The organism is Sutcliffiella halmapala (assembly GCF_002019665.1).
Taxonomy (GTDB): Bacteria; Bacillota; Bacilli; order Bacillales; family Bacillaceae_I; genus Sutcliffiella_A; species Sutcliffiella_A halmapala.
Map to the genome: position 1 here is coordinate 485,691 of NZ_KV917375.1, position 25,308 is coordinate 510,998.

The window sequence follows — 25,308 nt, forward strand, 5'->3', positions numbered from 1 at the left end:
TCATAGGCTCTATTAAAGTACTTAGGTACCTAGCTGTTGATTGGAGCACAAGGCGAAGACTCCTGCGGGAGATAGTGTTTGGTGGAGACCCCCGCAGGCAAAGCCGAGGAGGCTCCACCAACGCCCTCTGGATAAGCGAAGCCTAGTGCGGAAATCAACAGCGGTGTTTAACGGAGTCTTATCATAAAAAACAAAGGGGATGTAACAATGAGAAAGATAGGTTTATTAGCAATTATGATGATGCTCATTGCTTCAGTACTATTAGCGTGCAGTAACGAAAAATCAAGCAATAGTAGTAAATCAAATGACAAGGCAACTACAGATGATCACGTAACATTAGTTTGGTACTTAATCGGTACTCCACAGCAGGATGTTAATGTCGTTATGGAAAAAGTAAATGAGTACACGAAAGAAAAAATTAATACAACAATCGATCTAAGGCTATTAGATTGGGGAGAATTCAATGATAGAATGCAGGTTATCACCACTTCTGGTGAAGAATATGACATTGCGTTCACAAGCTCTTGGGCAAATAATTACTCACTTAATGCAAGAAGGGGAGCATTCCGTGAGTTAAACGATTTAATGGATCAATATGGAAAAGAAATGAAAGAACTAATCGACCCAGCATTTTTAGAAGGTGCTCAAATTGATGGTAAGCTTTTTGCCGTGCCAACCAACAAGGAAGTAGGACAGCAAGCTGTGCTTTCCTTTAACAATGAATTAGTGAAAAAGCATGGATTAGACCTTTCTAAGGTAAATACATTAGAAGATTTAGAACCACTATTAGCTGTCATTAAAGAAAAAGAAGCAAATGTTTCTCCTATCGCAACATTTGATGCATTCTTACCGTTTGATTCTATTTTGCAAGAAGAAATGCCATTTGCTTTCCGACTTGATGGGAATACAGATGAAGTAATTAATAAGTATGAAGAAGAACTAACAATGAAAACGCTTAAAACGATGCATAGCTACTACAAAAAAGGCTATATTCGTCCAGATGCTGCAACAAGTACCGACTCTTGGCCTTTAGAAACAGCGAATTGGTTCGTTCGTAAAGAATTATACCAGCCGTATGCAGAGTCAATCTGGTCTAGATCTGCAGGGTATGAGATCGTGACACGTGCACTTCATGAACCATATGTGTTTAATAACTCTGTAACAGGTTCCATGCAAGCAATTTCAGCAACTTCAAAAAATCCTGAAAGAGCGATGATGTTCTTAAATTTACTGAATTCAGATCCATATTTACGAAATCTAGTGGATAAAGGAATTGAAGACGTTCACTACGAAGAGAATGAAGACGGTACAATTAAAGATCTTCCTGCTCGTGTAGAACAATATAATATGCCAAGCTTTGCTATCGGTAACCAATTAATTTTAAAATTATATGAAGATGATCCAGCAGACAAATGGGATGCTTTCGAAGAATTCAATGAAAGCTCTATCCAATCACCAGTATTAGGGTTCTATTTCGACTCTAACCCAGTTAGAACCGAAATTGCCGCTATTTCTAACGTAACAAGTGAGTTTGGACCAGCATTACTGAAAGGTGCGGTAGATCCAGAAGAATATATACCTGCTTTCAATAAGAAGTTAAAAGAAGCGGGAATGGATAAAGTAATGGAAGAAATGCAAAAGCAATACGATGAGTGGAAAGCAAATCAATAAAGACGTGTAATGTACAAAAAGATTTACAGGGCTACTATCAGAGCTATTGATAGTTAGCAACATCTCAAACTATTTATTTAGAGGGTGCCAAAAAAGGGTTAGCAATCGTCCTTTTAGGACACCCTCTAATTTCATTGGAGGGGCAAGCTTATGCTATACGGTGCAATTGAAGCAGGCGGGACAAAATTTGTTTGTGCAGTAGGAAATAAGGAAGGAAAAATAGTCGACAAAGTTACCATCCCAACTTTAGATCCTGACCAAACAATTCAACAGGTCGATCTATTCTTTAAAAAGTATACATTAAGCTCGCTAGGAATTGGCAGCTTCGGCCCTATCGAGTTAAATGAGAAAAAAGAAACGTATGGTGAAATTTTAAATAGTCCTAAAATATTGTGGAAAAACTTTAACGTCTACCAAGCCTTTAAAGAAAAATATAATATTCCTCTATTTTTAGATACGGATGTTAATGCATCCGCTTTAGGAGAGTATCATTGGGGAGCTGCAAAAGATTCTGAAAGCTGTTTATACATTACAGTAGGTACCGGCATAGGTGCAGGCTATGTGAAAAATGGGGTGACTTTAAAAGGAATGACTCATCCTGAGATGGGGCATATTTACGTACCACGTTATTCACAAGATACTTTTGAAGGCTGTTGCCCCTACCATAAAGGTTGTTTAGAAGGCCTTGCTTCTGGTACGGCAATTGCGGCAAGATACGGCATAAAAGGAAATGAGTTAAAGGATAAGCATGAAGTGTGGGAATTAGAAGCACATTATTTAGCACAGGCGATTGTGAACTACCTATTAATTTTGAGCCCAGAGAAAATTATCCTTGGTGGCGGAGTAATGAAGCAAGACATCCTTTTCCCATTGATTAGAAAGGAAGTTTCTAAGCTATTACAAAACTATATCACAATTGAATCAATGGACGAATATATTGTTCAACCACAGCTAAACGATCAACAAGGGATATTGGGGGCATTGGCTTTGTGTGTTTAGTGGGGTGTCAGTGTTACCAGGGGGACAGTCCCCCTGGTAACTTGCCAAGTAAGATAAGATACCAAGGGGACTGTCCCCTTGGTATAAAATAATGTTTCCATTATCGGAATAAATCTCTCATCCATTGGGATATTAAAATTGGTAACCCAAAATAGGAGATGATGTCCCGTGTATTTTTATAAAGAAGATTTGATTAATATGATTGTCCCTGATAAACCGGACCCGCATGCTGCAAAAGTACTTCAAGAAGCACTAGGTGGTCAGTTTGGCGAAATGCGAACAATGATGCAGTATTCCTTTCAGAGTGCCAATTTTAGAGGGAAAGCCAAACAATATCGCGACCTAATTAGGGGCGTATTTTTGGAAGAACTTAGCCATGTGGAGCTTGTCCAATCAACCATCAATCAGCTACTTAATGATGCTGGTGGAAATATGCCAGGCAACCAAGCAATTGATGGAGCTCCTTTAAATGATGTGATACAAGATGGCGCAAACCCCCATCATTTTATTATTGGAGCGAAAGGATCGCTGCCTGTAGATGCTGGTGGTAATCCTTGGAACGGATCGTGGGTGTATGACCATGGTAATCTTGCTGCAAATCTGTTAAATAACGTGACGCTTGAATCAACAGGCGTATTACAAAAATCGAGAATTTATGAGATGAGCAGTAATAAAGCATTACGTGAAACGATTGCTTTCTTAATGGTCCGTGATAACGCTCATCAAAACGCCTTCGCAAAAGCATTGGAAACATTAGGCGTTAATTGGGGAAAATTATTCCCAATCCCGAATTATGATTTAAATAAATACCCAGAATGCCGCAAATATGTGGATTTGGGCTTTCATAATGCTCAATTCAATTTCAGGCTAGATGACACACGTATAGGTGAAATCTTCCAAGGAACAACACCTAGTAGAAATGGTGGGGAACTATCTGTAACAGAACCACCAAAAGGCTATCCAGTACCAGAAATGCCGGATATGCCTAATGAGCATGCTCCGGGTTTGTATGATTTGGATAATTAGATTTCAATGAAAATTGGTACCAAGGGGGTACCAAGGGGACAGTCCCCTTGGTATCCCCTTGGTATCTTCTTATATTGTTTCGGTGGCAGACCCTCAGTCATCCGATTCCCACTACATAAAATCCTCTAAATGCAAAATGGGAACTTAATGTTCTTAAAAGTAAGCCAAAGGGACTCCTTCATAGTGTGTAGATTACTATTTTCAGAAAATAAAAATGCAAATCATAATGATGTTGATTTAAAGGAAGGTTCGATAAACTCTTTTATAAAGGGATGGGAAGTGCGATTTAATCAAATGTTTGTTTGAAACCTACTAATAATAAATTAGTTTTTTCACTATATTTTTATCTCAAATGAAATGATGCCAAGGGGGCCGTCCCCGCAGCTTTCCTTTTTTGCGTTAATCAAGTAGAATAATAGTAGATAATGAGAATCAATATCAATTAATTCTCTGTTTGAAAGGGAGCTACATGATGATAACTGAAGAAGAGCTAAGCGGATTCAAGGATACGGTGTTTTCATATTCCGATATTACCTATAAGCCTCGTGAGCAAGGGTGGGAAATGACGAGGCGGTATATTGCTGAGCATACGCTTATTTATATAGTAGATGGGAAAGGGAAGTTATGTTGTGATGCAAGAACCTATGTTGTGGAACAAGGGAAGATTTTCTTGTTAGCTCCTGGACAAATAGTAGGTGGAAAAGTGGAGTCTACTGAACCGGTTCGATTTTATATGATTCCCTTTTCCTATCATTCATTAAAAAATGATTCCACAACGTCAAGGGATTTACCTTTTTTAAACGAAGGGGATGTATCGATTAGGGATACGTCACAAATCCTGACTTTGTTAAAACAAATGTATGAAAAGAAGGATAGTCAAGATCCATTGCAACAATGGCATCAACGAATCCTTTTTCAAGAAGTAATCTATACGATCGTATCAGACATCAAAAGGAAAAGAGAAAATGGAGACACTAATTTAGTCATTGAACGTGTTCTGCGATATATTCATGAACATTATATGAAAGAAATTTCGGTCAAAGGGATCGCGGAAATGTTTGGGTTAAGCCCAACGAATTTCTCCAGAATATTTACCAACTATGTGGGTGTCAAACCCACTAATTATATCACTCAGTTACGGATACAAAAGTCAAAGGAATTATTGTATACGAATCAACGTTTAAAAGTCGTCGCTCAAAGTGTAGGTTATCAAGATGAACTTTACTTTAGTCGCATCTTCAAAAAAACGGTCGGTATTTCCCCAACGATTTATGTAAAAAGAACGAATAAAAGAATTGTCACAATAAACCCGAACCTCAATGATTATTTTATTACATTAGGTGTACAACCTGTGGCGACTTATTATTATGAAGGAATAAGCCAAGTAAATGGGCATTTGCCTTATCTGGCAGAGAAAATGGCTGGAACAAAAATCATTGGGAGAGTGGATCAGCCTAATTATGATGCCTTATTAAGGAGCGCTCCAGACTTGATTTTAAATGGCGAAAGACCGACTCATCAGTTGAAAAGTTTAGAGAAGATTGCCCCAACCATCGTCTCGGGTGTAGATGATGATTGGAAATCCTTATTGTTGGAATTCTCACGTTTGATTGATCGAAAGGAACAAGCGTTACTATGGTTAAATGAGTTTGAAGCGAAGGCAAGCAAAGCAAGAAATACATTATCTAAGTTGGTAGAGGACCAAGAAACGGTCATGGTATTGATTGTCACCAAGAAAGGAATACGCATTTATGGTGGGAGAAGACAACTGGGAGTTATTTTATATAAAGAATTAGGTCTAACTCCTCCACCAGGAATACAGTTACATTCTCATTTTGAGTATACAAATCTTGAGCATCTGAAAGCTTTAAATCCGGATCATATTTTCTTATCGACATGGGCAGCGGATTCTTGTGAAGAGGAGATCAAGCTGTTAAAAGCAAGTTACATTTGGAATTGCTTAAAAGCTGTGGAAACGAATCAAGTGTATGAGATTGATCATTGGCTTAATCTACATGCTCCGTTAAAGAACATGATTACAATTGATAGAATAATAGAATGTCTGGGAGAGAGATGAGTTTTGTCCATAAAACGGTAAGATTTTGTCCATTGAGAACGAAAGGGAATCCTATTAAGATAGTAAATGAATATGATTATCAATATCAAGTAAAAAATTTAATAGGATGAACAAAAAGAATCGGGGGTAAAGAGTTTGAAAAAGTGGATGAATATTTTATTGGTTCTGTTCCTTTTGGGTGTGGTCACAGCATGCGGAGCAAAAGATGCAGAACAAGATCAATCAAAAGTAGCAGGGGATGGTGCTTCAGAAGAAAGAGTAGTGCAGCACTTGTTCGGAGAAACGGTTGTTAAAGAAACACCAGAAAAAGTAACTTCCCTTATGCCGGGAATTACCGATTATTTACTTTCGCTTGGCATTACACCATATGCGTCGGTAAGTGCAGGACCAGAAGATGGCGAGTATCCATGGTATTTAAAGGATCGATTACAAGACACTCAAAATATAGGGTGGGCTTTAAATTCCGATATTGAAGTTCTTCTTTCCATTGAACCGGATCTAATTTTAGCTAATGAAGCGTTTGAAAAAGTATATGAAGATTACACGAAAATTGCCCCAACTGTCATTGTAGATGCAAAAGAAGATGAAGAAGGCGTGAAGGATATGCGTCAAACCTTCTTATTTTTAGCGGAAGTATTTGGGGAAAAAGAAAAAGCTCAAGAAATTATTACCGAGTATGATGAGTTAATTGAACAATCGAGAAAAGCGGTTCTTGAATCGATTGGTGAAGAAACGGTGATGTTCTTACGAGTCACATCATCTGAGTTACGTTATTACAGTGCAAAAAATTATGAAGTTCTTTACAAGGATTTGGGCGTACAAGCCCCAGCTCACTTTCCAGACAACGCGTCAACTTTTGAACCACTCTCCTTTGAAATGTTACCGGAGATTGACCCGGATCATATCTTTTTACTAGTAGATAGTGAAGAAAAGTTAGATGAGGTGCAACGAACTCCATTATGGGAACATCTAACGGCTGTTCAAAAGGAACAAGTATATCCAGTTGATTATAGTTTATGGTTCCAAGGGTTTGGACCGATTGCAAATCAATTAATCGTGGAAGATGCCGTCGATAAGTTAACAAAGGATTAGTACTATCCAGTTGGGGATCCTCTAAAATAGTTTTCTGTTCTTACTATCCCGTATCACAAATGGTACGGGATATCTTTTTAGGTCTTTATTAAATGTTAGGGGTGGATGTTGATGGATACGGTGAAAGTTTCGAAGGACTATGCAAGCTTGATTGAAGAAGCGGTAAAATTAGAGGAAGTTCAGGATGTGCAACTATCTCCAGATGGCTCTCAAGTAGCTTTTGTTACGAGCCGTGTCTCACAACGTGCTGGGCATGCATCGAAACATGTGTGGATTGCTAATCGTAATGGAGGAGCCCCTTGTAAAATTGAAACGAGCTTTTCTTTGATACAAGAACCTAGATGGTCACCTGATGGAATGTGTTTAGCGTTACTTGTGAAGGAAAAGGATTGTAAGATTGCTTTTGTTAATAAAGACGGCGAGCAATTGTCTACATTGAAAGTTCCTACAGGGGCAAATAATATAGAATGGTCACCTGATGGTCGCTTCATTAGCTTTCTTTGCTGTGATAGTAAGTTAGAAAACGATACATTTGTGGTAACTAGTCAACGTAAACGCTCGACTCACCTTTATGTGGTAGACAGGGAAACGAATGTTATTCATCAGCTATCAAAAGGAAATAAGCAAATCACTAGATATGCTTGGTCTCCAGATGGCAAGCAGGTCGTCACTTCATCTGTCAGTGAGAATGGAACGAATGCCAAACAGGATTTGACTACTTATCATGTACATAATGGGGAAGAACATTTTCTTGGCAAATCACATGATATGACGATTAAGCTAGCCTGGTCACCGTGTGGGAATTATATTGCTTGGTGTGGACGTGAGCATGAACCAGGTAGTGGGCAACTAGTTATATTCTCCGTTCAAGAAAAAAGACATTTACCTAGAACGATTTGTGCAGACTTTCCAGGAAGTGTGAAATGGATCGACTTTTTACCTGATGGTCGCCTTATTTTTGCTGCCCTTAGCAATTTTCGAGTGGGAATATATACTACAACATTAAGTGGTACTGAAATAGAGGTGCTATTGGATCCGAATGATACAAAGCAAGGCTCCCTTGGAAGTGGAAGCTTCACTACCTTTAACGTTTCATTAAGTGCTGATGGGAGTCAATTTGCGACGTCATGCTCGGGGCCTAAGGAACCTGGGAACGTTGTAGTTGGGGAATTGGGGAAATCTATCAAACGAATCACGGCATTCAATCTACACGTCCAAGACATGGAGCTTGGTGCAACAGAGGAGATTAGTTGGGAAGCGGAAGATGGTTTAACGATGTATGGCCTTTTGATTAAACCAGTTGACTATCGACCAGGAAAAAGTTATCCAACGGTTGTGGAGATTCATGGAGGGCCTCGTCGTTCGTGGTGGGACACATGTTACCTCACGAATTCATGGGCTCAGTTACTGGCTAGTCAAGGCTATATGGTCTTCCTTCCTAATCCAAGAGGAAGCAGTGGTCGAGGGGCAAAATTTGTTCAGGCGAATAATGGGGATTTAGGTGGGAAGGATTTTTCAGATATTATGTCTGGTGTGGATGAAATAATTGCCAAGGGATATGCCGACCCAGACAGGTTAGGAGTAGCTGGTTGGAGTTATGGTGGATATTTAACGTCATGGGCGATCACGCAAACGAATCGCTTTAAGGCAGCGGTGATAGGAGCTGCGATCGTGAATTGGATTAGTTGGAATGGCCAATCCAGTATGGCTCCGTATTGGTCTAGTGTCCACTGGCGTGAACCGTTAATCGCTTATCAAAACGCTGAAAAGCTTATCCAACGGTCACCGATTCATTTTATCGAAAAAGTCCAAACACCTACGCTCATTTTTCACGGAGATAAGGATGGAAAGATACCGAGTACTCAAGCAGATGAATTTTATCAAGGCCTCAAAGCCTTAGGTACACCAGTGGAATATCTCAAATACCCTGGAGAAGGACACGGTATTCACCAGGAACACCATCAAATCGATCAACTAGAACGAATTGTTAAATGGTTCACTCAATATTTATAATAAGATTTTATCAAGTAAAGGAATGGATTTGTTATGAATATAAAAGAAAGTGAAGGGGAAGGTGTGAGGTTTTCAAAAGAGGTGGAGGAAGAGGAGATTACTTCCCGCCCTTTTGTTGCGATACTCATTTTACTTGCTGGAATAGTTGCTCTTATCTTTAGCTTAGGCGCATCGATATCGCTCGGGGCTGCAAATGTTGACCTTAAGACCGTTTGGGATGCCGTCTTTCAATATAATCGCGACCTTTACACCCATCAGATTATCCAAGAGTTACGAATTCCGCGTGCTCTTGCAGCTGGTTTTGTTGGGGCTTTCTTAGCCGTATCTGGTGCGATTATGCAAGGGCTCACACGAAATCCATTGGCATCTCCTTCGATTATGGGCCTTTCCTCAGGCTCTGTTTTTATGATTGTCATCGCGTTTGCTTTTTTTCCACAGACCTCTAATATTGGTCTGATGATATGGTCATTTTTCGGGGCTGGAATGGCTGCAGGTATTGTTTTTATGGTAGGAGCTTTTTCAAAAAGGGGACTATCTCCTGTGAAGCTTGCATTGGCAGGTACAGCAGTTGGGATGATGCTAAGCTCGTTTTCAACGGCGATTTCGATTCATTATAATGTCGCACAAAATGTGAGTTTTTGGTATGCGGGTGGTGTGTCAGGAACCGAGTGGATCAGCATAAAGTTAATCTTTCCGGTTGCGGTGGTCGGGCTTATCATAGCGTTCGTGTTGGCTCCTTCGATTACATTGATGAGTTTAGGAGATGAAGTGGCGAAAGGCTTGGGATTACGGACCGCTTTTGTACGAATAGTCGGGATGCTTGTCGTATTATTATTAACGGGAGCGGCTGTATCTGTTGCAGGAACCATTGGATTTGTTGGACTGGTAATTCCTCATATTTGTCGTTTCTTAGTTGGGGTTGATTACCGTTGGGTTATTCCTTGTTCGGCGGTTTTAGGTGCTCTCTTACTTATTCTCGCTGATATTGGAGCTAGAATGATTAACCCGCCTTTTGAAACGCCAGTCGGTGTGATTACAGCAATGATTGGTGTGCCTTTTTTCCTTTACCTTGCTAGACGTGAAGGGAGAGGTTTGTAATGGAACAACGGAATAAGACAAAGAGAAAACCTTTTATCGTCATGGCTATTCTGTCCATTTTTATTATTTTCGTATTTTTTCTGAGTTTGAATTTGGGCTATATTCGAATGGCTCCTTTAGATGTGATTAGAACGCTTGTTGGTTCAGGAACTGAGCGAGAGTGGTTGATCCTGTTCGACTTTCGATTACCTAGAATGGTGATTGCCTTATTAATTGGAGCAGGCTTGGCGATATCTGGTGCGATTTTGCAAGCAGTCGCGAAAAATGATTTAGCTGATCCCGGAATATTAGGAATCAATACGGGAGCAGGATTTGCAGTTGTATTATTTATCTTTTTCTTTCAAGGCTCAACCGCTTCACTTGGCACATTATCGATTCTCATTATGCCAATGGCGGCTTTTGTAGGAGCGGCTTTTGCGGCTCTTGCCATTTATATCATCGCTTGGAAAAACGGAGTGACACCTGTACGTCTCATTTTAGTCGGAATTGGAGTAAATGCTGCTTTTGGGGCTGCTCTACTCATCTTTCAATTAAAAATGGATCCTCGCGATTTTCTGCAAGCAACGATTTGGCTCTCCGGAAGCATTTGGGGAACGAATTGGAAATTTGTTCTCGCAGTTTTGCCTTGGATTGTCATTCTTATCCCTTATGCTCTATATAAAGCGCGCTATCTAAATGTCTTAAATCTTGGCGACAACGTGGCAGCGGGCTTAGGGTTAGCGGTAGAAAAGGAGCGAAGACGATTATTACTTGTCGCCGTCGCATTAGCAGGTGCCTGTGTCGCCGTTGGTGGTGGAATTGCCTTTTTAGGTCTGGTTGCCCCACACCTAGCTCGCCGAATAGTTGGGTCCAAACACCAAGCTATGTTACCGACAACAGCCTTAATCGGAGCCTTCTTTATGCTATTGGCGGATATGATAGGAAGGAATATCCTTTCCCCCTCTGAAATACCAGTCGGAATTGTTGTCTCCGCGATAGGCGCTCCTTATTTTATTTATTTGTTGATGAAGAGTTAGTGGCGGCAATGGGGAAATCGACTTTCACGCTCAGTGCGTGCGGCACGCTTATCGGCTGGGGGCAATAAATTAAATGAGGTATGCTTGTTTTTTGAAAAAATAGGAATTCTTATTCTTAATTGAATAACCAGTGATAGTTAAAATTAGCGTAGATTTTCCGGTTAAATGCAGAATGGAGCTCGTTTCGGGGTAAATAAGGGGAGGTTTTCCGGTTATGCAAAGTAAAATCTCCCATTTTAGCATTTTTCGAGTTAATAGGCGGAATTTCTCCGTCTATTTAAGCTATTTTTAGTCCTATTTCTTAATTAAGAGAAATTTTTCCGCTTATTTCACTTGTACAATTTACGGGTGGTTTCGTGAAAAAAGAAAGGGCTTAGAGATATGTGCATCTCTAAGCCTTTCTTACGTAAAATATACTGTGAAGTTTCTGTGATTTGGTCTGCGATTTACCGTTTTGCACCTCACAAGTAAACCTGTTAATACTTAGAAAGGTGCTTTTTTTCTTTGTGCAAATTATTTAGCAATTTAAAGTGCGATAGAATCGTGGTCCTATACCTACGTACTTATTAACACTTAGGGAAACTACAACCTACAATTATTAGTAAGATAAACAACACAACGATTAACAAAAAGCCGTGGCCTTGAGAAGGAGCAGGACAACCATATCCATAAGAAGGGGCAGTATAGTAAGGTATTGGGGCATCCATTACACCAGCTACCATAGGTGGTACGTTGGGTGGTACATTTGGGTGTATATTCGGGTGAACATTTACTCCTGCCACCATATTAGGTAGTGCATTAACGTTAGCATACATATTCTCTTTACTTCCTTTCGGTTTGGGATATCTTTATATTGCATTATACTCACCTAGTCGGAAGATGAACCTGTCAACCTAATAAATGGGTTGGTGTCACGGTTTTCGCAAACAATCAATAACGTATTAAATTAACGATAAAATTTATTCAGGTAAAACTGATATTGTGTATTTGATATCGAGCACAAGTTATGATGTACACATATTTTTGGCGTTTTCCCAACGGCGCGACCACTTTGCATCGTTAAGAGCTTATTCAGAGTCGTTGGAGAAACCCTTGTGACGATATTTGATAAGTATGCGGGTTGCCTACTTCCTGGAGACCTTTCTGAATTAAGAAATTCGATGATCTCTTCAGCAGTCATGATGCCAAATCCATGTCCAAAAAACGTCCCATCACTCATAACGACAGCGTTTAATCCTCGAAACCAAGGTTTATTTGGATGAAAGTCAGGATTATTAAAATACACCACATCACCAGATAGATAATGATTTGAATAAAAGGTGTGTAATTGTAGGTCAGGATCCGTATGCCAACTATATAAATAAAGGTTTTGAAACAGGGCATCAAAATAATTTTTTCCAATACTTTTTAACAAGGCATGGTAATAAATGATGACACAAGCTGTTGCACATTCAAATGCATATAGACTGCTGTTCCGATAAATGTCTAAAATGGCATCAGCTGGACTCACATTAGCCTTTAATTGGAACCCTCCAGCATTTGTTAACCTCCAGTATCTATCATTACAACGAGCATACTCGAAGGTCGTAAATTCGGCTTCACTCTCCTCCATCTCCTTTGCGCTTTCCATAATAAATTTCCGAATGGTCAAATCAAATTGAAGTTCATACATAGAAGGAAAGGTAAACAACTCTGCAGAATTGAGCATCTGTCGAAAAACCACATTTTCTTCCCCTCCAAAGTCCATTGAGCTATCCTGTGTAAGAGGCCTTCCAGCTACTTGAATCATGTCATCCCCCGTTTCGTTTTTGGGTCGGAGGGACAGGAACCACGACCCATTTTCTTTCTAACGTTTGGTTGTTACTCTTCGAATCATCAAGCTGATATATGGATCTATATTTATGTATATGAAGGGTAGGGAGGATACTTGCTAGTGGGGTTTGAGGGCAAGGAACTTCGACCCATTTTCTTTTAAGCAAAAATAAAAAAGTGGTTCTCCGATTAGTGATGGAAGTGGAATCTCTCTGCATGGTATGAACCATTATGGGCAAATACATTCATCCTAACTTAGGATGTCCCCTCACAGATATTCTCTTTATGCATTCAATTCCAATAATAGTTCCTACAAGTCCAATTAATGTACTGGCAGATATTATTTTAATTGCATAATAAATCCCTGTGCCAGTAACACAATCAATAACTATAAATTTTTTTATTGTAGATGCCCTGATTGTGTAGAAAACAATTTGATTCTGTTTTCTCCTACTCATATACTCACGCACCTTAGTTTTTTCCTAAATATACGATAATAAAGGATTGTCTTATTCCACTAGCTGAGCAGTTCGTGCCAGTGATGTTCGAGGGACAGAGGGAACCACGTCCCGTATACACTTTAATTGTTAAAGTATGTGTACCCGATTTTTTTTATTTGATAAGAAATGTTTTGCTTCCCCTAAGGATTTCACTTGCATGCTCCCCGCTTTTTTACAGGGAATGGTTAATGGCTTAAAGGTGTTTAAACGAAGAAGCACAAGGTCTCTACCCATCTGCATTTTAAATTAAAGCTCCAAAGCGGGGATAGTTCTGTAATAAGTAAAAAAAGAACGATTTTACAATAAATGCTTTTTTATTAAACACATTATTTCGTAATTTAAAGTGAAAACGGGTAGTGGTTTCTGTCCCCACTACCCGTCCTTTTTCACCAACATATACGCAGTAATCAACGCCGTTACAGGAATGGTTAATGCGACACCAATTCCTGCCACAAGAATGGTTAGCATTTCTGCAACAAAAACTTTAGAATTGATAATCTGTCCAAAGGAGTAGGAGACATCCTTAAACAGGATAAGTAATGCAAGGTATCCACCGAAAAATGCAAAAAATAACGTATTTGTACTCGTTCCTAATATGTCCTTGCCAATACTAATGCCAGAGAGGAATAAATCCTTTCTACTTATGTTTGGATTGTGATAGGATATTTCTCGCATCGGGGACGAAATTGAAATGGCAATATCAACAATGGCACCAATTGTACTTGTGATAATCACTGCAATCGCAAGCTTCATAAAATCGATACCAATATATAGAGAAGAAAACATGCTGAAGTCATCTATCTCTTCTATGCCAAAGCCTTTAATCATCGCACTCTCCGTGACCATCACAATAAAAAATAGTAGAATAACGAAAACTACAATCGTCGAAATAAAGGCGGTTGTCGTTTTTATATTCACTTCGTTTATAAAAAATAAATTAATACAGCTTATCCCTGTACAGGCCAATAAAATTAAAATAATTGGATTGGCATTTGGATCCGTCATAAAAAGAACCGTGAAAAAGAGCACAATAAAGTTGAAAAATAAGGCAATAAAAGACCGTGCTCCTTTTTTTCCACCAATTAGCACCATTAAAATAAATAGGATGATGGTCAACAAAACTAATACATTCATTGTCTAGCCCTCTTCTGATTTATGAAGAAAAGAGTCATATAAATACCGATTGGAATGGTTAATACAATTCCAATTCCTCCTGCAAGAGCACGTGCCAATTCTAATGAAAGATTCATCGTAAACATATAACCCCAGTCCATATCATTTTTCATATACAAAATGATCGTCGGAATGGAACCACTTATATAAACAAAAAACAAAATATTTGTCATCGTTCCCATAATATCTTTTCCAATATCCATGCCTGAAGCCTTAAGTGCTTCAAAGGAAATCTCGTTGTTTTTTTCATATAGTCCGAATATAGAAGATGACATCGTGATCGCAATATCCATAACCGCTCCTAAACTGCCAATCAACACCCCAGCCATAAAAATCGTTTCTGGATTCCGAGTAAGAAACGGCATCTCCTCGTAGCGCAGTCCTTGACTGTCATTTAGCCATATTACTAAATAGGTGATAACTATCAAAACAAACATGGCTAGAAAGGTGGCCGCAATAGCCGCATATGTCTTCTCGTTAAACCCGTTTACTAGCAAAAAGGATATGACGGTAAAGAAAAGAACACTTATCCCGCAGATAAGTACTAAATTCCAATGTGGTCGACTTAAATAAATGTCTAAAGTGTAGGAAATAATCGTAGCGTTAATCCCTAATGTGAGAATCGAATAGAGGCCTTGCCTTCTCCCGACAAGTAGTAGCAATAAAATAAATACCCATGTAACGATCAATATGTACTTATCGCGTTTTACATCTGTTATCGTACCTGTTAATGTGGCATTTTCCTGGTCATTTTGGTGTATTTCTACAAAGATTTCCTGTCCAACCTTAAATGGTTGATCATATGCTCCAGATTTGGAATACTCATTGGTGAAGGTGATAAGACGACCTTTATCTTCCCCATTCATCACTTGGGCTACGATATTCTGTGTGTATAATCTGTCTTCATTCCCATACATGTCTATCGTTTCCTTTGAATCCTTAAGCTCCACTTCCTGAATCTTAGCTATAGGTTGATCATAAAACGAATAATTGTTATATACGAAAACAATTGATGATACGATGCAAATTGCTAAAACAATAAACAACGAAACATTTAAGTATGTGAAATTCCTCTTTTTATTCCTAATAACATTCAAGAAAAAAACCTCCAGGCTAGAAAGGCTAACAGCATTCCTATCCCAATTTATAATCAATGCCTTGCATTTAGCATTAAACCATATGTATGGAATGATTAGCAAGGAGAAGCCTGGGTTCAGTTCAACTCTAATTCCCGCGCTCTAGATTTATCTGTATCCTTTTTTATATAAATTATTTTGTAAAAACATAAATTTAAATCGTATCGATGTCGATTTAAAAACTCTTATCATAAACGCCTATTTTAAAGGATATGAACTTCCATTTAATCAAACGTTTGTTTAAAACATAGCCAAAAATCGATTTTCTACTATATTAATAAGTTGTCCTTCAAGCTCCATAGCAAAAATCCACTGGCATCAACTCGAAGCCAGTGGATTCCTTATATACTAATATCCCTTTTTTGGAAAAATACGAATGTAACCGTCATGAAAATAACGTAATAGACAGCCAAAATGGCTAAAGAAATTGGTAAGGTAATATCCTGCAAGATGGTATCTTGCAGTGCATAAATACCTAAGTCCATATGAGGGAAAATTAAGAACTTTGCCCATGTATATTTTTCAGCTAAAAAGAGGATGATTCCGCCAAGGGTGGAAGAGATAAAAAGGACGAAAATCCCGATTCCTACTGCAAGAGCTTGGCTTTTAAATAAAGTTGATAACATAAAAGCAATTGTCATAGCGATTAATAGGCTTGGGAGAGAGTAAAGCATTTTTAAGAAAAATTGTGTGCCGACAACGGCTTCCTTCTGACCAGTTAGCCCCATCTCGTATATTTTGGCATTGAAATCGCCACTTCCAAACAAAATTAACCCAACAAGATACCCTGAAACGATTAAGACAAGGCAGAGTAACAGAGAATATAAGACTAATGCAATATACTTGGATAGAAGGATTGCCCATCTTTTATGAGGACGGATTAACAATTGTTTAATCGTACCGTCCGAAAACTCCGCTGCTACATTGCCGCTACATATTATAACGGAAAATAACGTAACAAGGACTCCTATCCCAATTACCATACTGTTCATAAAATGCCAGTTGCTTATTGCGCTAGGATTTATATCGTCATTTAAATATTGCTGCTGTTGATCAATCTGACCTTGAATCCAACCTTTTTCTTCTTCGGATACATTTGCTAAATCCTGCTCTAGTCTTTGGATTTCGGCTGTTGTATCCGCGCGCCAATTATCGCTTGGTGCTGGACTTACTTTTTGAAAAATAACTCCTCCAAGGATACAAACTAGTAGGATGATGATCATATAAATCCAGCTAGCTTTTTTGGAGAAAATTTTCATTAATTCATTTTGAACTAACTTAATCATACGCCAACCTCCTTTTTCACGTGATTCGTAATTTCTAAGAAACGGTCTTCGAGAGTAGTTTTTACTAGCGAGATTTCGTATACTAGGATTTCGTTTGTCACGAGTAGTTGATTGGCTCGTGCCACTGCTTCTCGTTCTAGAGCTACACTGAATTGATGTTCATTTAATGCGGTGAAGTTAGCTCCCAATCCATGTTCTTTTAAAATCGTGATTGCAGCTTTTTGATCGTTGACATTAAAAATGACTTCACGAGGCGTATTCTTCGTTTCTGCAACTGTCTCTGTCATTTTTGAAATGTGGATAAGCTTTCCTTTTTCGATAATGGCGAAGCGGTCACACATGAGTTCCATTTCTGAGAGTAAATGGGAAGAAACAAGTACAGAGATTCCTTCTTTTGTAAGTGTGTGAAGATAGTTTCTGAACTCTCTTATTCCTTGTGGGTCAAGACCATTTGTCGGTTCATCTAAAATTAATAAAGACGGCTTATGTAAAAGAGCTTGTGCCACTCCTAAACGCTGGCGCATCCCGAGGGAGTATGTTTTCACCTTTTGGTGAATTGCTTGTTCAAGGTCTACTAGTTTAATGACCTCTTGGACGCGTGAATCGGGTACTTCCTTTGTAGCCATATTGACATAATGCCGTAAATTTTTAAATCCGCTCATATATTTATAGAATTCGGGATTTTCCACAATCGCACCAATTTCACTCATCGCACCTGAAAAATCTTGATCTAGATTGTGTCCGTTAATAATAACCGAACCATTTGTACGATTGATAAGACTGACAATCATTCGGATAATCGTTGTTTTTCCTGCGCCATTTGGACCTAACAACCCAAATATTTCTCCCTTTTCAATGCTAAAGCTGACATTATCTACAATCGTCTTATTTCCGATTTTCTTCGTTAAAGATTGAACCTCAAGAGCATACTGAGACATTAACTTCCCCACCTTCTATATTGATTGATATGGACCACTAAAACTAATACGAATAAGTAGGGAGAAAGTTACAAAAAAAATTGGGTGATGCCTGTCACTCCCACGGGTAGTGGGGACAGGAACCGCGATCCGTGCTGTAAATCTAGAATATCCTAACCGCACGATTTATCTGTATACTTTACACCAATTTCCATAAAATAACCTCAGAGTAAAGAACTAACCAAAACGAAACAATTATTGGAGGCATTTATTTTGGGGCTTTTTAAGGAAACAAAGGAAAACAGCTTAACTTCTGCGGAAGTATCCGCTCTTTGGTTTCAGTATATGGGCGACGGCATGGCAATTTGTGTTTACAAATACTTTCTTAAAATTGTTGAAAAACAAGACATAAAACGCACTTTAGAATTTGCATTACAGTTGGCGGAGAGCCAAATTAAGAAAATCGACGAATTCTTGAAAGCTGCAAATTTCCAAGTCCCAAGAGGGTTTACTGAGAATGATGTAAATCTTCATGCCTCACGTTTGTTTTCTGATCAATTTTTACTTTTTTACTCTAAAATTATGACAATCCATGGATTAACAGCTTATAGCTTAGCTGTTACCAACTCGGAACGAAAAGATATCCAAAATTATTTTTTTGACTGCATGGAAACGGCTAAAGAGTTATTCCAGCAAATAGAAGATTTAGCGAAAAATCAACCAAATTACTCTAGTGTACCAACGATTCCGTCACCTCGCGAGGTGGAGTTTATTGATTCAACGGGAATTATTTCTAATTTAATTGGAGACAAGAGACCACTCAATAGCTCTGAAATCAGCAACCTTTTCTTTAATTCTAAAAAAACGGGATTTATTCGGTCATTAAGCTTGGCGTTTAGTCAGGTGGCTAATCAGGAAGACGTTCGTAATTTTATGTTGAAAAACGTTAAATTAGCAGGGCAAGACGCGGAAAGCTTTGACGCTATACTTGAAGGAGATAATCTACCTATTCCCAAGAGATGGGATGCGGAAATCACCAATTCTACGGTAAGTCCGTTTTCTGACAAATTGATGATGTTTCACGCAGTATTATTAGTAAATGCGGCTCTTTCCTATTATGGTGCAGCATTAGGGTCCAGCTTAAGATCGGACATCATTCTGAACTACTCTAGAGTATTTACCCATGCGATGGAAGCCGGTGCGATTTCTTACAGTATTATGGTGAAACATGGTTGGTTGGAAAAGCAACCGGAAGCGATTGATAGAAAAGCACTGGCGGAGGGTGGAGAAGAATGAGGTGATGGCCAAAGGGACAGGCTTCTTTGGCCAGTGGTGTAGAAAAATTGGGGAAAGTCACGTTTCATAGGTCAAGTTGAGCAGACTTGTTGTCCCTTAATTAATTTTGAGGGGAAGGAGATTGTCATTTTTTTAATAAATTATTTTTAAAAAATATAAAAATAAACCGTAACCATGTCGATTTAAAAACACTCTTCATCAACTCTTACATCAAAGGATGTGAAGTCTATTTTAATCAAACGTTTGTTTAAAGTATATTGAAAAATCGTTTTTCTACTATATGAATAAACCTTAAAATCTACAATATTAATCTCCTATTATAACCCTATGATTATTTTTCCTCGTATCACTTATCCAGAATAGACCAAAAGATGAATCAAGCATTTTATCGTATCCTATAATCGAAAAAGCTTATATAAAGGGTGTGAGAACTCCAGTCTCGTACCCTCAAAATGCAAAAACAGAAATAGAGGGTCTAATTTATAAGTACCATTCCATGAGTGAATACCTTCAATTGAGATGTAATTAAAAGTCACAGTGCTTTTGTTCTTTTTGTCTGAATCATATAAATAAGAAACAAGCATGGAATGTAAACAAATACGAAGTATAAACCTATTTCTGATACGGATGCGCTTAAAAAATCGATTTTTGTTCGATCATCAAATAGAATGCTCGAAATAAGAATGATCGACAGGAGGCCCACAAGAGAAATTCTAGGTTTAATATTAGCTACTTTTTTTAGAATTCTTGTACAGCACCAAATAGGGATACAAGTGGTAGGGATAATTACTAGCAGCCAAATAAAGATAAAAATGAATTCAAATCTTTCGATAAAAGGGATTTCAATGATCTTTGTCATGGTAAGTGTTGGCCAAATGGTGTGCTCTAGCTGACCTTGGCTAAAATATAATATACTACTAATTATGACAAAGAGATATAAAATGGTTGTATATAAGGCAGCCATATTGCTCCAGATAAATGATTTTTTCGGATTTTTAATAAATGGAAAGTAAACTAATATTGCTTCAAAGCCAATAAAGATAATGGAAGACACTTTTGACGATTTTATTATATCGATAAACGAATGATTGAAAACAGGTAGGAGGTAGTTAAACTGGGAGTGTCTAAACGGGTAGTAGAGTGTGAAAAGTAATATGGTAGGTATCACTACTCCAAAAAAACTAAAGCCAGTTATAACTCGAAACCCTCCTGAAACGATATAGTAGATGAGACAAATGAGAACGATGCCTAACTCCCATGTCTTAATGGTAGGGAAAACCCATACTTGCAGAATTTCAATATAGATACGAACCACTGCAGTTGAGAGGATTAAAAAGTATACTACTAAAATGATGGAAAGTGCATTTCCTATGTATGTACCAAAGCAAAACCTATGTATTTCCATTACATCCTTTGTAGGATTACTTAACATCTTATAAAGCATCCATAGAATCACATGAACACTTAATCCAGTTAATAATATGGATATCCATGCGTCTTGTCCTGCATATTTGATTGCGGTTTGCTGGAAATTTAACATGCCTATTCCTTTTTGAGAGGAATGAATCAGAAAGAAGACAAAAAATGAGGAGACTAAATATTGTTCTTGTACTGGTTTTTTCATTAGTTTCCTACTCCTGTCTGAACTATTTTAACACGGACCGATATGTTAAAAGGTAAATTCGGATAGTTTTTGTCAAATTGCTCTTGTGTCCAGTTTCTTTGATTCTCTCGAAAAATTTCTCCTATTCCGACGGGATCTACTTTATTTTCCTGTAATTTTTTTAGCAAGCTATCGAGTTTCTCGGTGAGGTGCTTTTCAATCACGGTTGTCATCACTTGTACATCCTTTTTCTTTGATAAATTGTAACTTTTCGGAAAATCTTTGACTTGTAAATTTACTTCAATATAAAATTCAGCTGTATTATCTTTGAATTTAATCTCATTCTTTCCGTTTAAGATCCTAAAAAATATTTTTTCTTGGTCATCATTTTTTAATTCATACATCCCAGTGACATGTTGATCCTTCAATAGCTTAAAGAATAGCGTTTCTTCGTTAGTTAGCTGTAAAGTTAGCTTGCCATCTTTTAAGATCCCAAGCCCATCCATCGTTATTCTTTCTGGTTCCTCAATCTTTATAATAGGTAAATACACATCCTGGCCTTCCCCATAAAATTGAGATAGCACATAATGAACGTTTGATATAGGAAAATTACCGGTTTCCATATTATTTTCCACTAGGTTAGAGAAGTAATATGGTGGATATTTCATAATTAGAGATAAGACATTCTGAGCATTTTGCCTAGAAATAACTATCCTTGCATTGTTGCTTATAACCGGATCTCTTATTAATGTTCCGATGAGCTCAGATATACCTTGTTTAGCCATATCTTCACTCACTACTAGGGAACGGGTTTGTCCAATTTCTACTGGGATAGTAGATTGGGAGGTAAACTCAAGAAATATGCCATGTGGCGTATCAGACGTAGCTGTAAATAACGATACTGGAGCTTCAGGGGGGACGTCTTGGTATAAATGAAAGGCCGCACTCCCGCTGATTTGATTCCCCTCCACATCATATCCTAGCGATTCAATAAGTTTTATCTCTTCGATACTTCTATCCCGTACGCATCCAGAAAGAACTAATATTGTTGATAATATCCATAGGCAGTATTTCGTCATAGTTTGAGTACCTTCTCACAGAAATTTATTCATTATTATAATCATCTACCACATCTTTATGCTGTTTAACGGTAAATCGCTTTCGAAATAAAGGTCTTAGAAAACTAAATCTGTTATTCGTAATACTTAAGGAGGAACGAATGAAACTATCACTCAAGTTTTCCGCGCGAAAAGGAAAAAGAGGCACTAAATATGGAGTGCCAATCGATTTAAGCCGGAGTAAATGGCTAAGGATAAACGTTACGCCGACCATGATTCCGAATCCACCCCAAAAAGAAGAAAAAAGAATGAGAGGATATCTTACAAAACGAATCGTGCTCGACATCTTGAAAATAGGTGTTGTAAAGGATGCAAGGGCAGAAAGGGAAACAATAATTAATAGAATATTACTAGTAAGAGCTGCTGCTACTGCAGCCTGTCCGATTACAATACCTCCAACTATCCCTAAAGTTTGTCCAATCTTTGTAGGTAACCTGGCACCTGCTTCTCGCAGAAGGTCGATTGTAAATTCCAAAAATAGTGCTTCTATAACAGCTTGAAAGGGCACATTCATTCTCGATTCGATAATAGGCTCCAATAAATCCTTAGGCACCACAGCATAATGATAAGTAATAACAGCCACATAAATAGGAGTCGCTAAAACAGAAAATATCGACCCTACTATTCTAACCAGTCGTAAGAATGACCCTAGAACCCAAGGTAAAAAATAATCCTCAGGTGAAATGAAAAAATCAAATATGTTAGTAGGGCCAGAGATAGCCTGTGGTGAATTATTACTTAAAATAACCACTTTACCGATCGCAAGATTATAAGCAGCCCGATCCACACGCTCCGATGAAGAAAACAAAGGAAAGGGTGTATTGGAATTATCGGTTATAATTTGATCAAGAAACGAACTATCAAATACGACATCAATGTCTAAATCCTGTAATCTTTGCTTAAGCGTATTTATATGTAGTGGATTTGTAATGCCTTCTATGTAAGTAAGCACTACCTTCGTTTTGGATAAAGTTCCGATGGTGAACTCTTCAAAAATTAAATTCTTTGACGTAATTATTTGTCTTAATAAAGAGACGTTTGTATCAATGTCTTCGATAAACCCCATCTTTGAGCCAATAACACTATATTCATTTTCCGCATCATTAAACTCTCGATAACCATTTTTCATTTTTTTTAAATTCACTAAAAGCCCAGCAGCTTTTCTCGTGTTTAGCTGTATAAAGATAAAACCTTGGATGAGATTATCCATAATCTCATCTTGCCTGGCAATCGATTGAACATCCTCAATCGGAATATGTGAAATAAGGCTTGCTAAATCGTTAATATTATTCAAATTCGCTTGAACAGAAGGCAATACATAATCTAGAAATTTTTCATCATCAATGAGGCTTGTATAATACGAAAATTGAATGCAAGTATTTTCATCCTCATTAGATATGGTGAACTGATTAAAATCATAAGACTTCTTTGCTTCGCGAAAAAGCTGACTAAGATCATTTTCTTCTTCTTTAGCATTAACCCTTTGTTCATTCATGACCTAATCACCTACAACTATTATATTTCTCAAGTATTATGAGCTTTACCTAAAAAAGTTATTCTGCTAAAGTGCGGGTGTCTCTAAGAGGACATGTTGGCAATGTTGCCAAGGGGACAGTCCCCGTGGTAACGTGGAACAAGAAACAAGGACCAAGGGGACAGTCCCCGTGGTATCAAAAGGAGCATATCCTATGTTTGAACTTTTAATTACAATGGTAGAGCGATTAGGGGTTATTGTTACGATTGCATTTATTTTAACGAGGCTAACGTTCTTTAGAGGGATGGTGTATCAGGATGAGCTGAATCGTAGGCAGAAGCTGATCGCGATTGTCTTCTTTGGGTTCTTTGGCATTATTGGGACGTATACGGGTCTGAGTATTAGTACCGAGAGCTTGCAGTTTAACCGCTGGGCATCTGACCTTTCAGTGGATGAGGCGATTGCCAATTCACGGGTTATTGGTGTGGTATTAGCGGGGCTTTTGGGTGGCTATAAAGTAGGGATTGGGGCTGGTCTGATAGCCGGCATACATCGCTTTACCTTAGGTGGATTTACAGCCGTTACCTGTGGAGTTGCCTCCATTATCGCGGGTGTGATTGCTGGATTTTTTTATAAAAGAAATAAGCATCTTAACTTGAGGACGGCATTTTTTATTGCAGCACTAGCTGAGGCGGTTCAAATGCTTGTGATATTGTTATTCGCTCGTCCTTTTGATCAAGCGTGGGCATTAGTCAACATTATTGGCATTCCGATGATCGTCGCAAATGGACTTGGATGTGCGCTATTCCTGATGATTATTAAAAGCGTCATTAATGAGGGAGAAAAAGCCGGTGCTGTACAAGCTCAAAAAACACTTCGTATTGCAGATAAGACACTAGCTTATTTACGAAATGGTCTTAATCCAGAGACTGCTAAAGTGGTCTGTTATATTATTCATAATGAGATACACGCCAAAGCTGTTTCAATCACCAATACTAAGGAAATTCTAGCTCATGTTGGACTTGGTTATGACCATCATCGTGCGGAAATGCCGATTCAAACTGAAATTACTTTAGATGCGATTCGTCAGGGAGAAATCATTGTAGCGAATAAAGAATTGATTCATTGTCGAGTCAAGGACTGCCCGCTTGGTGCTGTGGTGATTGCACCGTTAAAGCATAGAGGAGCAACAATCGGAACGTTAAAGTTTTATTATAGTTCTGAAAAGGAAATTACACCGATTGTGATGGAGCTCATCTCTGGCTTAAGTGCTTTATTAAGCAATCAATTAGAAATTGCGGAAGCGGATAAGGCCTATCAGTTGGCTAAAGAAGCAGAAATTAAGGCGCTGCAGGCTCAAATAAGCCCTCATTTTCTTTTTAATACACTGAACACCATTCTTTCTCTAGTTCGCCTCAATCCTGCGAAAGCTAGGAAGCTACTAGTGTCACTATCCCGTTTTTTGCGGCAAAATCTTTCCGTTACAACACAAAGTGTCACGACGCTGGAGCAAGAATTAATGCATGTGAAATCCTATTTAGAAATTGAGGAAACTAGATTTGAAGATAAGCTGAAAATAATTTATCAGATTGATGAAGATACCCTTCTTCAACCGATTCCTCCCCTCACTCTCCAGCCTATCGTAGAAAATGCTGTTAAGCATGGGATGAAGGATAAGGAAGACAATTGCCTTGTGGTCATTTCCATCCGTAAAGAGGGCGATGCAACCTATGTCAAAGTAGAGGATAATGGCACTGGAATGAGTGAGGAGCGTGCGAAGAAAATTAGTATTGCCCCGATTCATTCTGAGATAGGTAGCGGTGTGGCACTTTACAATGTAAATCGTCGACTAACTATTTTATATGGAGAGGAATCAGCTCTACGTATCAAAAGTGAAGTGAATAAAGGAACAGAGATTTCTTTTTCTATTCCAATGATGGAGGTCGGATAAGGTGAAACAGCAAAACAAACAACATCTTAAATGGATGGGTCGTGGTTCCT

Annotated in this window: 20 protein-coding genes; 10 read left to right on the forward strand and 10 right to left on the reverse strand. The window is 38.3% G+C overall.

Features of this window, described 5'->3' with window-relative positions; genetic code table 11:
- Positions 1–207 precede the first annotated feature (207 nt).
- The 8 genes from BK580_RS02275 (at position 208) to BK580_RS02310 (ending at position 10,992) form a co-directional block, all read left to right on the forward strand.
- Positions 208–1,671 carry an ABC transporter substrate-binding protein gene (locus BK580_RS02275; protein WP_078378763.1) on the forward strand — a complete coding sequence of 488 codons (1,464 nt, stop codon included), beginning with the start codon at positions 208–210 and terminating at the stop codon, positions 1,669–1,671.
- Between the two features lie 150 nt (positions 1,672–1,821).
- A complete protein-coding gene (locus BK580_RS02280; protein ID WP_078378764.1) occupies positions 1,822–2,670 on the forward strand; it encodes an ROK family protein in 849 nt (282 codons plus the stop codon).
- A gap of 168 nt (positions 2,671–2,838) precedes the next feature.
- Positions 2,839–3,696 (forward strand): manganese catalase family protein, encoded by an 858-nt coding sequence (locus BK580_RS02285; protein ID WP_078378765.1) that lies wholly within the window; start codon positions 2,839–2,841, stop codon positions 3,694–3,696.
- Between the two features lie 469 nt (positions 3,697–4,165).
- The gene (locus BK580_RS02290; RefSeq protein ID WP_078378766.1) at positions 4,166–5,773 is read left to right on the forward strand and encodes an AraC family transcriptional regulator; all 1,608 of its coding nucleotides are present in this window, start codon (positions 4,166–4,168) and stop codon (positions 5,771–5,773) included.
- Positions 5,774–5,908: 135 nt separating this feature from the next.
- Positions 5,909–6,865: an ABC transporter substrate-binding protein gene (locus BK580_RS02295; protein ID WP_078378767.1), complete on the forward strand. Its 957-nt coding sequence runs from the start codon at positions 5,909–5,911 to the stop codon at positions 6,863–6,865.
- Positions 6,866–6,976: 111 nt separating this feature from the next.
- Positions 6,977–8,878: a S9 family peptidase gene (locus tag BK580_RS02300; protein WP_169864758.1), complete on the forward strand. Its 1,902-nt coding sequence runs from the start codon at positions 6,977–6,979 to the stop codon at positions 8,876–8,878.
- Positions 8,879–8,911: 33 nt separating this feature from the next.
- The gene (locus BK580_RS02305; RefSeq protein ID WP_078378769.1) at positions 8,912–9,976 is read left to right on the forward strand and encodes a FecCD family ABC transporter permease; all 1,065 of its coding nucleotides are present in this window, start codon (positions 8,912–8,914) and stop codon (positions 9,974–9,976) included.
- Complete coding sequence (locus tag BK580_RS02310; RefSeq protein WP_078378770.1) at positions 9,976–10,992, forward strand: FecCD family ABC transporter permease; 1,017 nt, start codon at positions 9,976–9,978, stop codon at positions 10,990–10,992. Before BK580_RS02305 ends, BK580_RS02310 begins: the two co-directional genes overlap by 1 nt.
- A 566-nt stretch (positions 10,993–11,558) precedes the next feature.
- Here the strand turns inward: BK580_RS02310 and BK580_RS24095 are convergent.
- The 7 genes from BK580_RS24095 to BK580_RS02350 form a co-directional block, all read right to left on the reverse strand.
- A complete protein-coding gene (locus BK580_RS24095; RefSeq protein ID WP_078378771.1) occupies positions 11,559–11,807 on the reverse strand; it encodes a YjcZ family sporulation protein in 249 nt (82 codons plus the stop codon).
- Between the two features lie 131 nt (positions 11,808–11,938).
- The gene (locus BK580_RS02320) at positions 11,939–12,781 is read right to left on the reverse strand and encodes a protein-glutamine gamma-glutamyltransferase (RefSeq protein ID WP_078378772.1); all 843 of its coding nucleotides are present in this window, start codon (positions 12,779–12,781) and stop codon (positions 11,939–11,941) included.
- Positions 12,782–13,049: 268 nt separating this feature from the next.
- A complete protein-coding gene (locus tag BK580_RS02330) occupies positions 13,050–13,262 on the reverse strand; it encodes a hypothetical protein (protein ID WP_078378774.1) in 213 nt (70 codons plus the stop codon).
- A 414-nt stretch (positions 13,263–13,676) separates the two neighbouring features.
- Positions 13,677–14,438, reverse strand: coding sequence for a YibE/F family protein (locus BK580_RS02335; RefSeq protein WP_078378775.1), 762 nt, complete (start codon positions 14,436–14,438; stop codon positions 13,677–13,679).
- Positions 14,435–15,574 (reverse strand): YibE/F family protein, encoded by a 1,140-nt coding sequence (locus tag BK580_RS02340; RefSeq protein ID WP_078378776.1) that lies wholly within the window; start codon positions 15,572–15,574, stop codon positions 14,435–14,437. Before BK580_RS02340 ends, BK580_RS02335 begins: the two co-directional genes overlap by 4 nt.
- A gap of 380 nt (positions 15,575–15,954) precedes the next feature.
- On the reverse strand, positions 15,955–16,899 hold the full coding sequence (locus tag BK580_RS02345) for an ABC transporter permease (protein WP_078378777.1): 945 nt from the start codon (positions 16,897–16,899) through the stop codon (positions 15,955–15,957).
- Positions 16,896–17,837 carry an ABC transporter ATP-binding protein gene (locus BK580_RS02350; RefSeq protein ID WP_078378778.1) on the reverse strand — a complete coding sequence of 314 codons (942 nt, stop codon included), beginning with the start codon at positions 17,835–17,837 and terminating at the stop codon, positions 16,896–16,898. Before BK580_RS02350 ends, BK580_RS02345 begins: the two co-directional genes overlap by 4 nt.
- A 252-nt stretch (positions 17,838–18,089) precedes the next feature.
- On the opposite strand from BK580_RS02350, the gene BK580_RS02355 reads away from it, so the two are divergent.
- Entirely contained in the window at positions 18,090–19,112 is a 1,023-nt protein-coding gene (locus BK580_RS02355; RefSeq protein WP_078378779.1) for a DUF3231 family protein, read from the forward strand.
- A 532-nt stretch (positions 19,113–19,644) separates the two neighbouring features.
- Here the strand turns inward: BK580_RS02355 and BK580_RS02360 are convergent.
- Genes BK580_RS02360 through BK580_RS02370 form a run of 3 tightly spaced genes read right to left on the reverse strand, consistent with a single transcriptional unit; the run spans position 19,645 to position 23,328 of the window.
- On the reverse strand, positions 19,645–20,736 hold the full coding sequence (locus BK580_RS02360) for a GerAB/ArcD/ProY family transporter (protein ID WP_078378780.1): 1,092 nt from the start codon (positions 20,734–20,736) through the stop codon (positions 19,645–19,647).
- A complete protein-coding gene (locus BK580_RS02365; RefSeq protein WP_078378781.1) occupies positions 20,736–21,794 on the reverse strand; it encodes a Ger(x)C family spore germination protein in 1,059 nt (352 codons plus the stop codon). The genes BK580_RS02360 and BK580_RS02365 overlap by 1 nt, the downstream gene beginning before the upstream one ends.
- A gap of 25 nt (positions 21,795–21,819) precedes the next feature.
- A complete protein-coding gene (locus tag BK580_RS02370; protein WP_078378782.1) occupies positions 21,820–23,328 on the reverse strand; it encodes a spore germination protein in 1,509 nt (502 codons plus the stop codon).
- A 193-nt stretch (positions 23,329–23,521) separates the two neighbouring features.
- Between BK580_RS02370 and BK580_RS02375 the strand changes: the two genes are divergently transcribed.
- Positions 23,522–25,258, forward strand: coding sequence for a sensor histidine kinase (locus BK580_RS02375; RefSeq protein ID WP_078382611.1), 1,737 nt, complete (start codon positions 23,522–23,524; stop codon positions 25,256–25,258).
- Positions 25,259–25,308: the final 50 nt, after the last annotated feature.

What these genes read in the sequence shown, in the direction of transcription:
- BK580_RS02275 (WP_078378763.1), top strand. Translation starts at nt 208, where the DNA reads ATGAGAAAGATAGGTTTATTAGCAATTATGATGATGCTCATTGCTTCA.
- BK580_RS02280 (WP_078378764.1), top strand. Translation starts at nt 1,822, where the DNA reads ATGCTATACGGTGCAATTGAAGCAGGCGGGACAAAATTTGTTTGTGCA.
- BK580_RS02290 (WP_078378766.1), top strand. Translation starts at nt 4,166, where the DNA reads ATGATGATAACTGAAGAAGAGCTAAGCGGATTCAAGGATACGGTGTTT.
- BK580_RS02300 (WP_169864758.1), top strand. Translation starts at nt 6,977, where the DNA reads ATGGATACGGTGAAAGTTTCGAAGGACTATGCAAGCTTGATTGAAGAA.
- BK580_RS02305 (WP_078378769.1), top strand. Translation starts at nt 8,912, where the DNA reads ATGAATATAAAAGAAAGTGAAGGGGAAGGTGTGAGGTTTTCAAAAGAG.
- BK580_RS02310 (WP_078378770.1), top strand. Translation starts at nt 9,976, where the DNA reads ATGGAACAACGGAATAAGACAAAGAGAAAACCTTTTATCGTCATGGCT.
- BK580_RS24095 (WP_078378771.1), bottom strand. Translation starts at nt 11,807, where the DNA reads ATGTATGCTAACGTTAATGCACTACCTAATATGGTGGCAGGAGTAAAT.
- BK580_RS02320 (WP_078378772.1), bottom strand. Translation starts at nt 12,781, where the DNA reads ATGATTCAAGTAGCTGGAAGGCCTCTTACACAGGATAGCTCAATGGAC.
- BK580_RS02330 (WP_078378774.1), bottom strand. Translation starts at nt 13,262, where the DNA reads ATGAGTAGGAGAAAACAGAATCAAATTGTTTTCTACACAATCAGGGCA.
- BK580_RS02335 (WP_078378775.1), bottom strand. Translation starts at nt 14,438, where the DNA reads ATGAATGTATTAGTTTTGTTGACCATCATCCTATTTATTTTAATGGTG.
- BK580_RS02345 (WP_078378777.1), bottom strand. Translation starts at nt 16,899, where the DNA reads ATGATTAAGTTAGTTCAAAATGAATTAATGAAAATTTTCTCCAAAAAA.
- BK580_RS02350 (WP_078378778.1), bottom strand. Translation starts at nt 17,837, where the DNA reads ATGTCTCAGTATGCTCTTGAGGTTCAATCTTTAACGAAGAAAATCGGA.
- BK580_RS02360 (WP_078378780.1), bottom strand. Translation starts at nt 20,736, where the DNA reads ATGAAAAAACCAGTACAAGAACAATATTTAGTCTCCTCATTTTTTGTC.
- BK580_RS02365 (WP_078378781.1), bottom strand. Translation starts at nt 21,794, where the DNA reads ATGACGAAATACTGCCTATGGATATTATCAACAATATTAGTTCTTTCT.
- BK580_RS02370 (WP_078378782.1), bottom strand. Translation starts at nt 23,328, where the DNA reads ATGAATGAACAAAGGGTTAATGCTAAAGAAGAAGAAAATGATCTTAGT.
- BK580_RS02375 (WP_078382611.1), top strand. Translation starts at nt 23,522, where the DNA reads ATGTTTGAACTTTTAATTACAATGGTAGAGCGATTAGGGGTTATTGTT.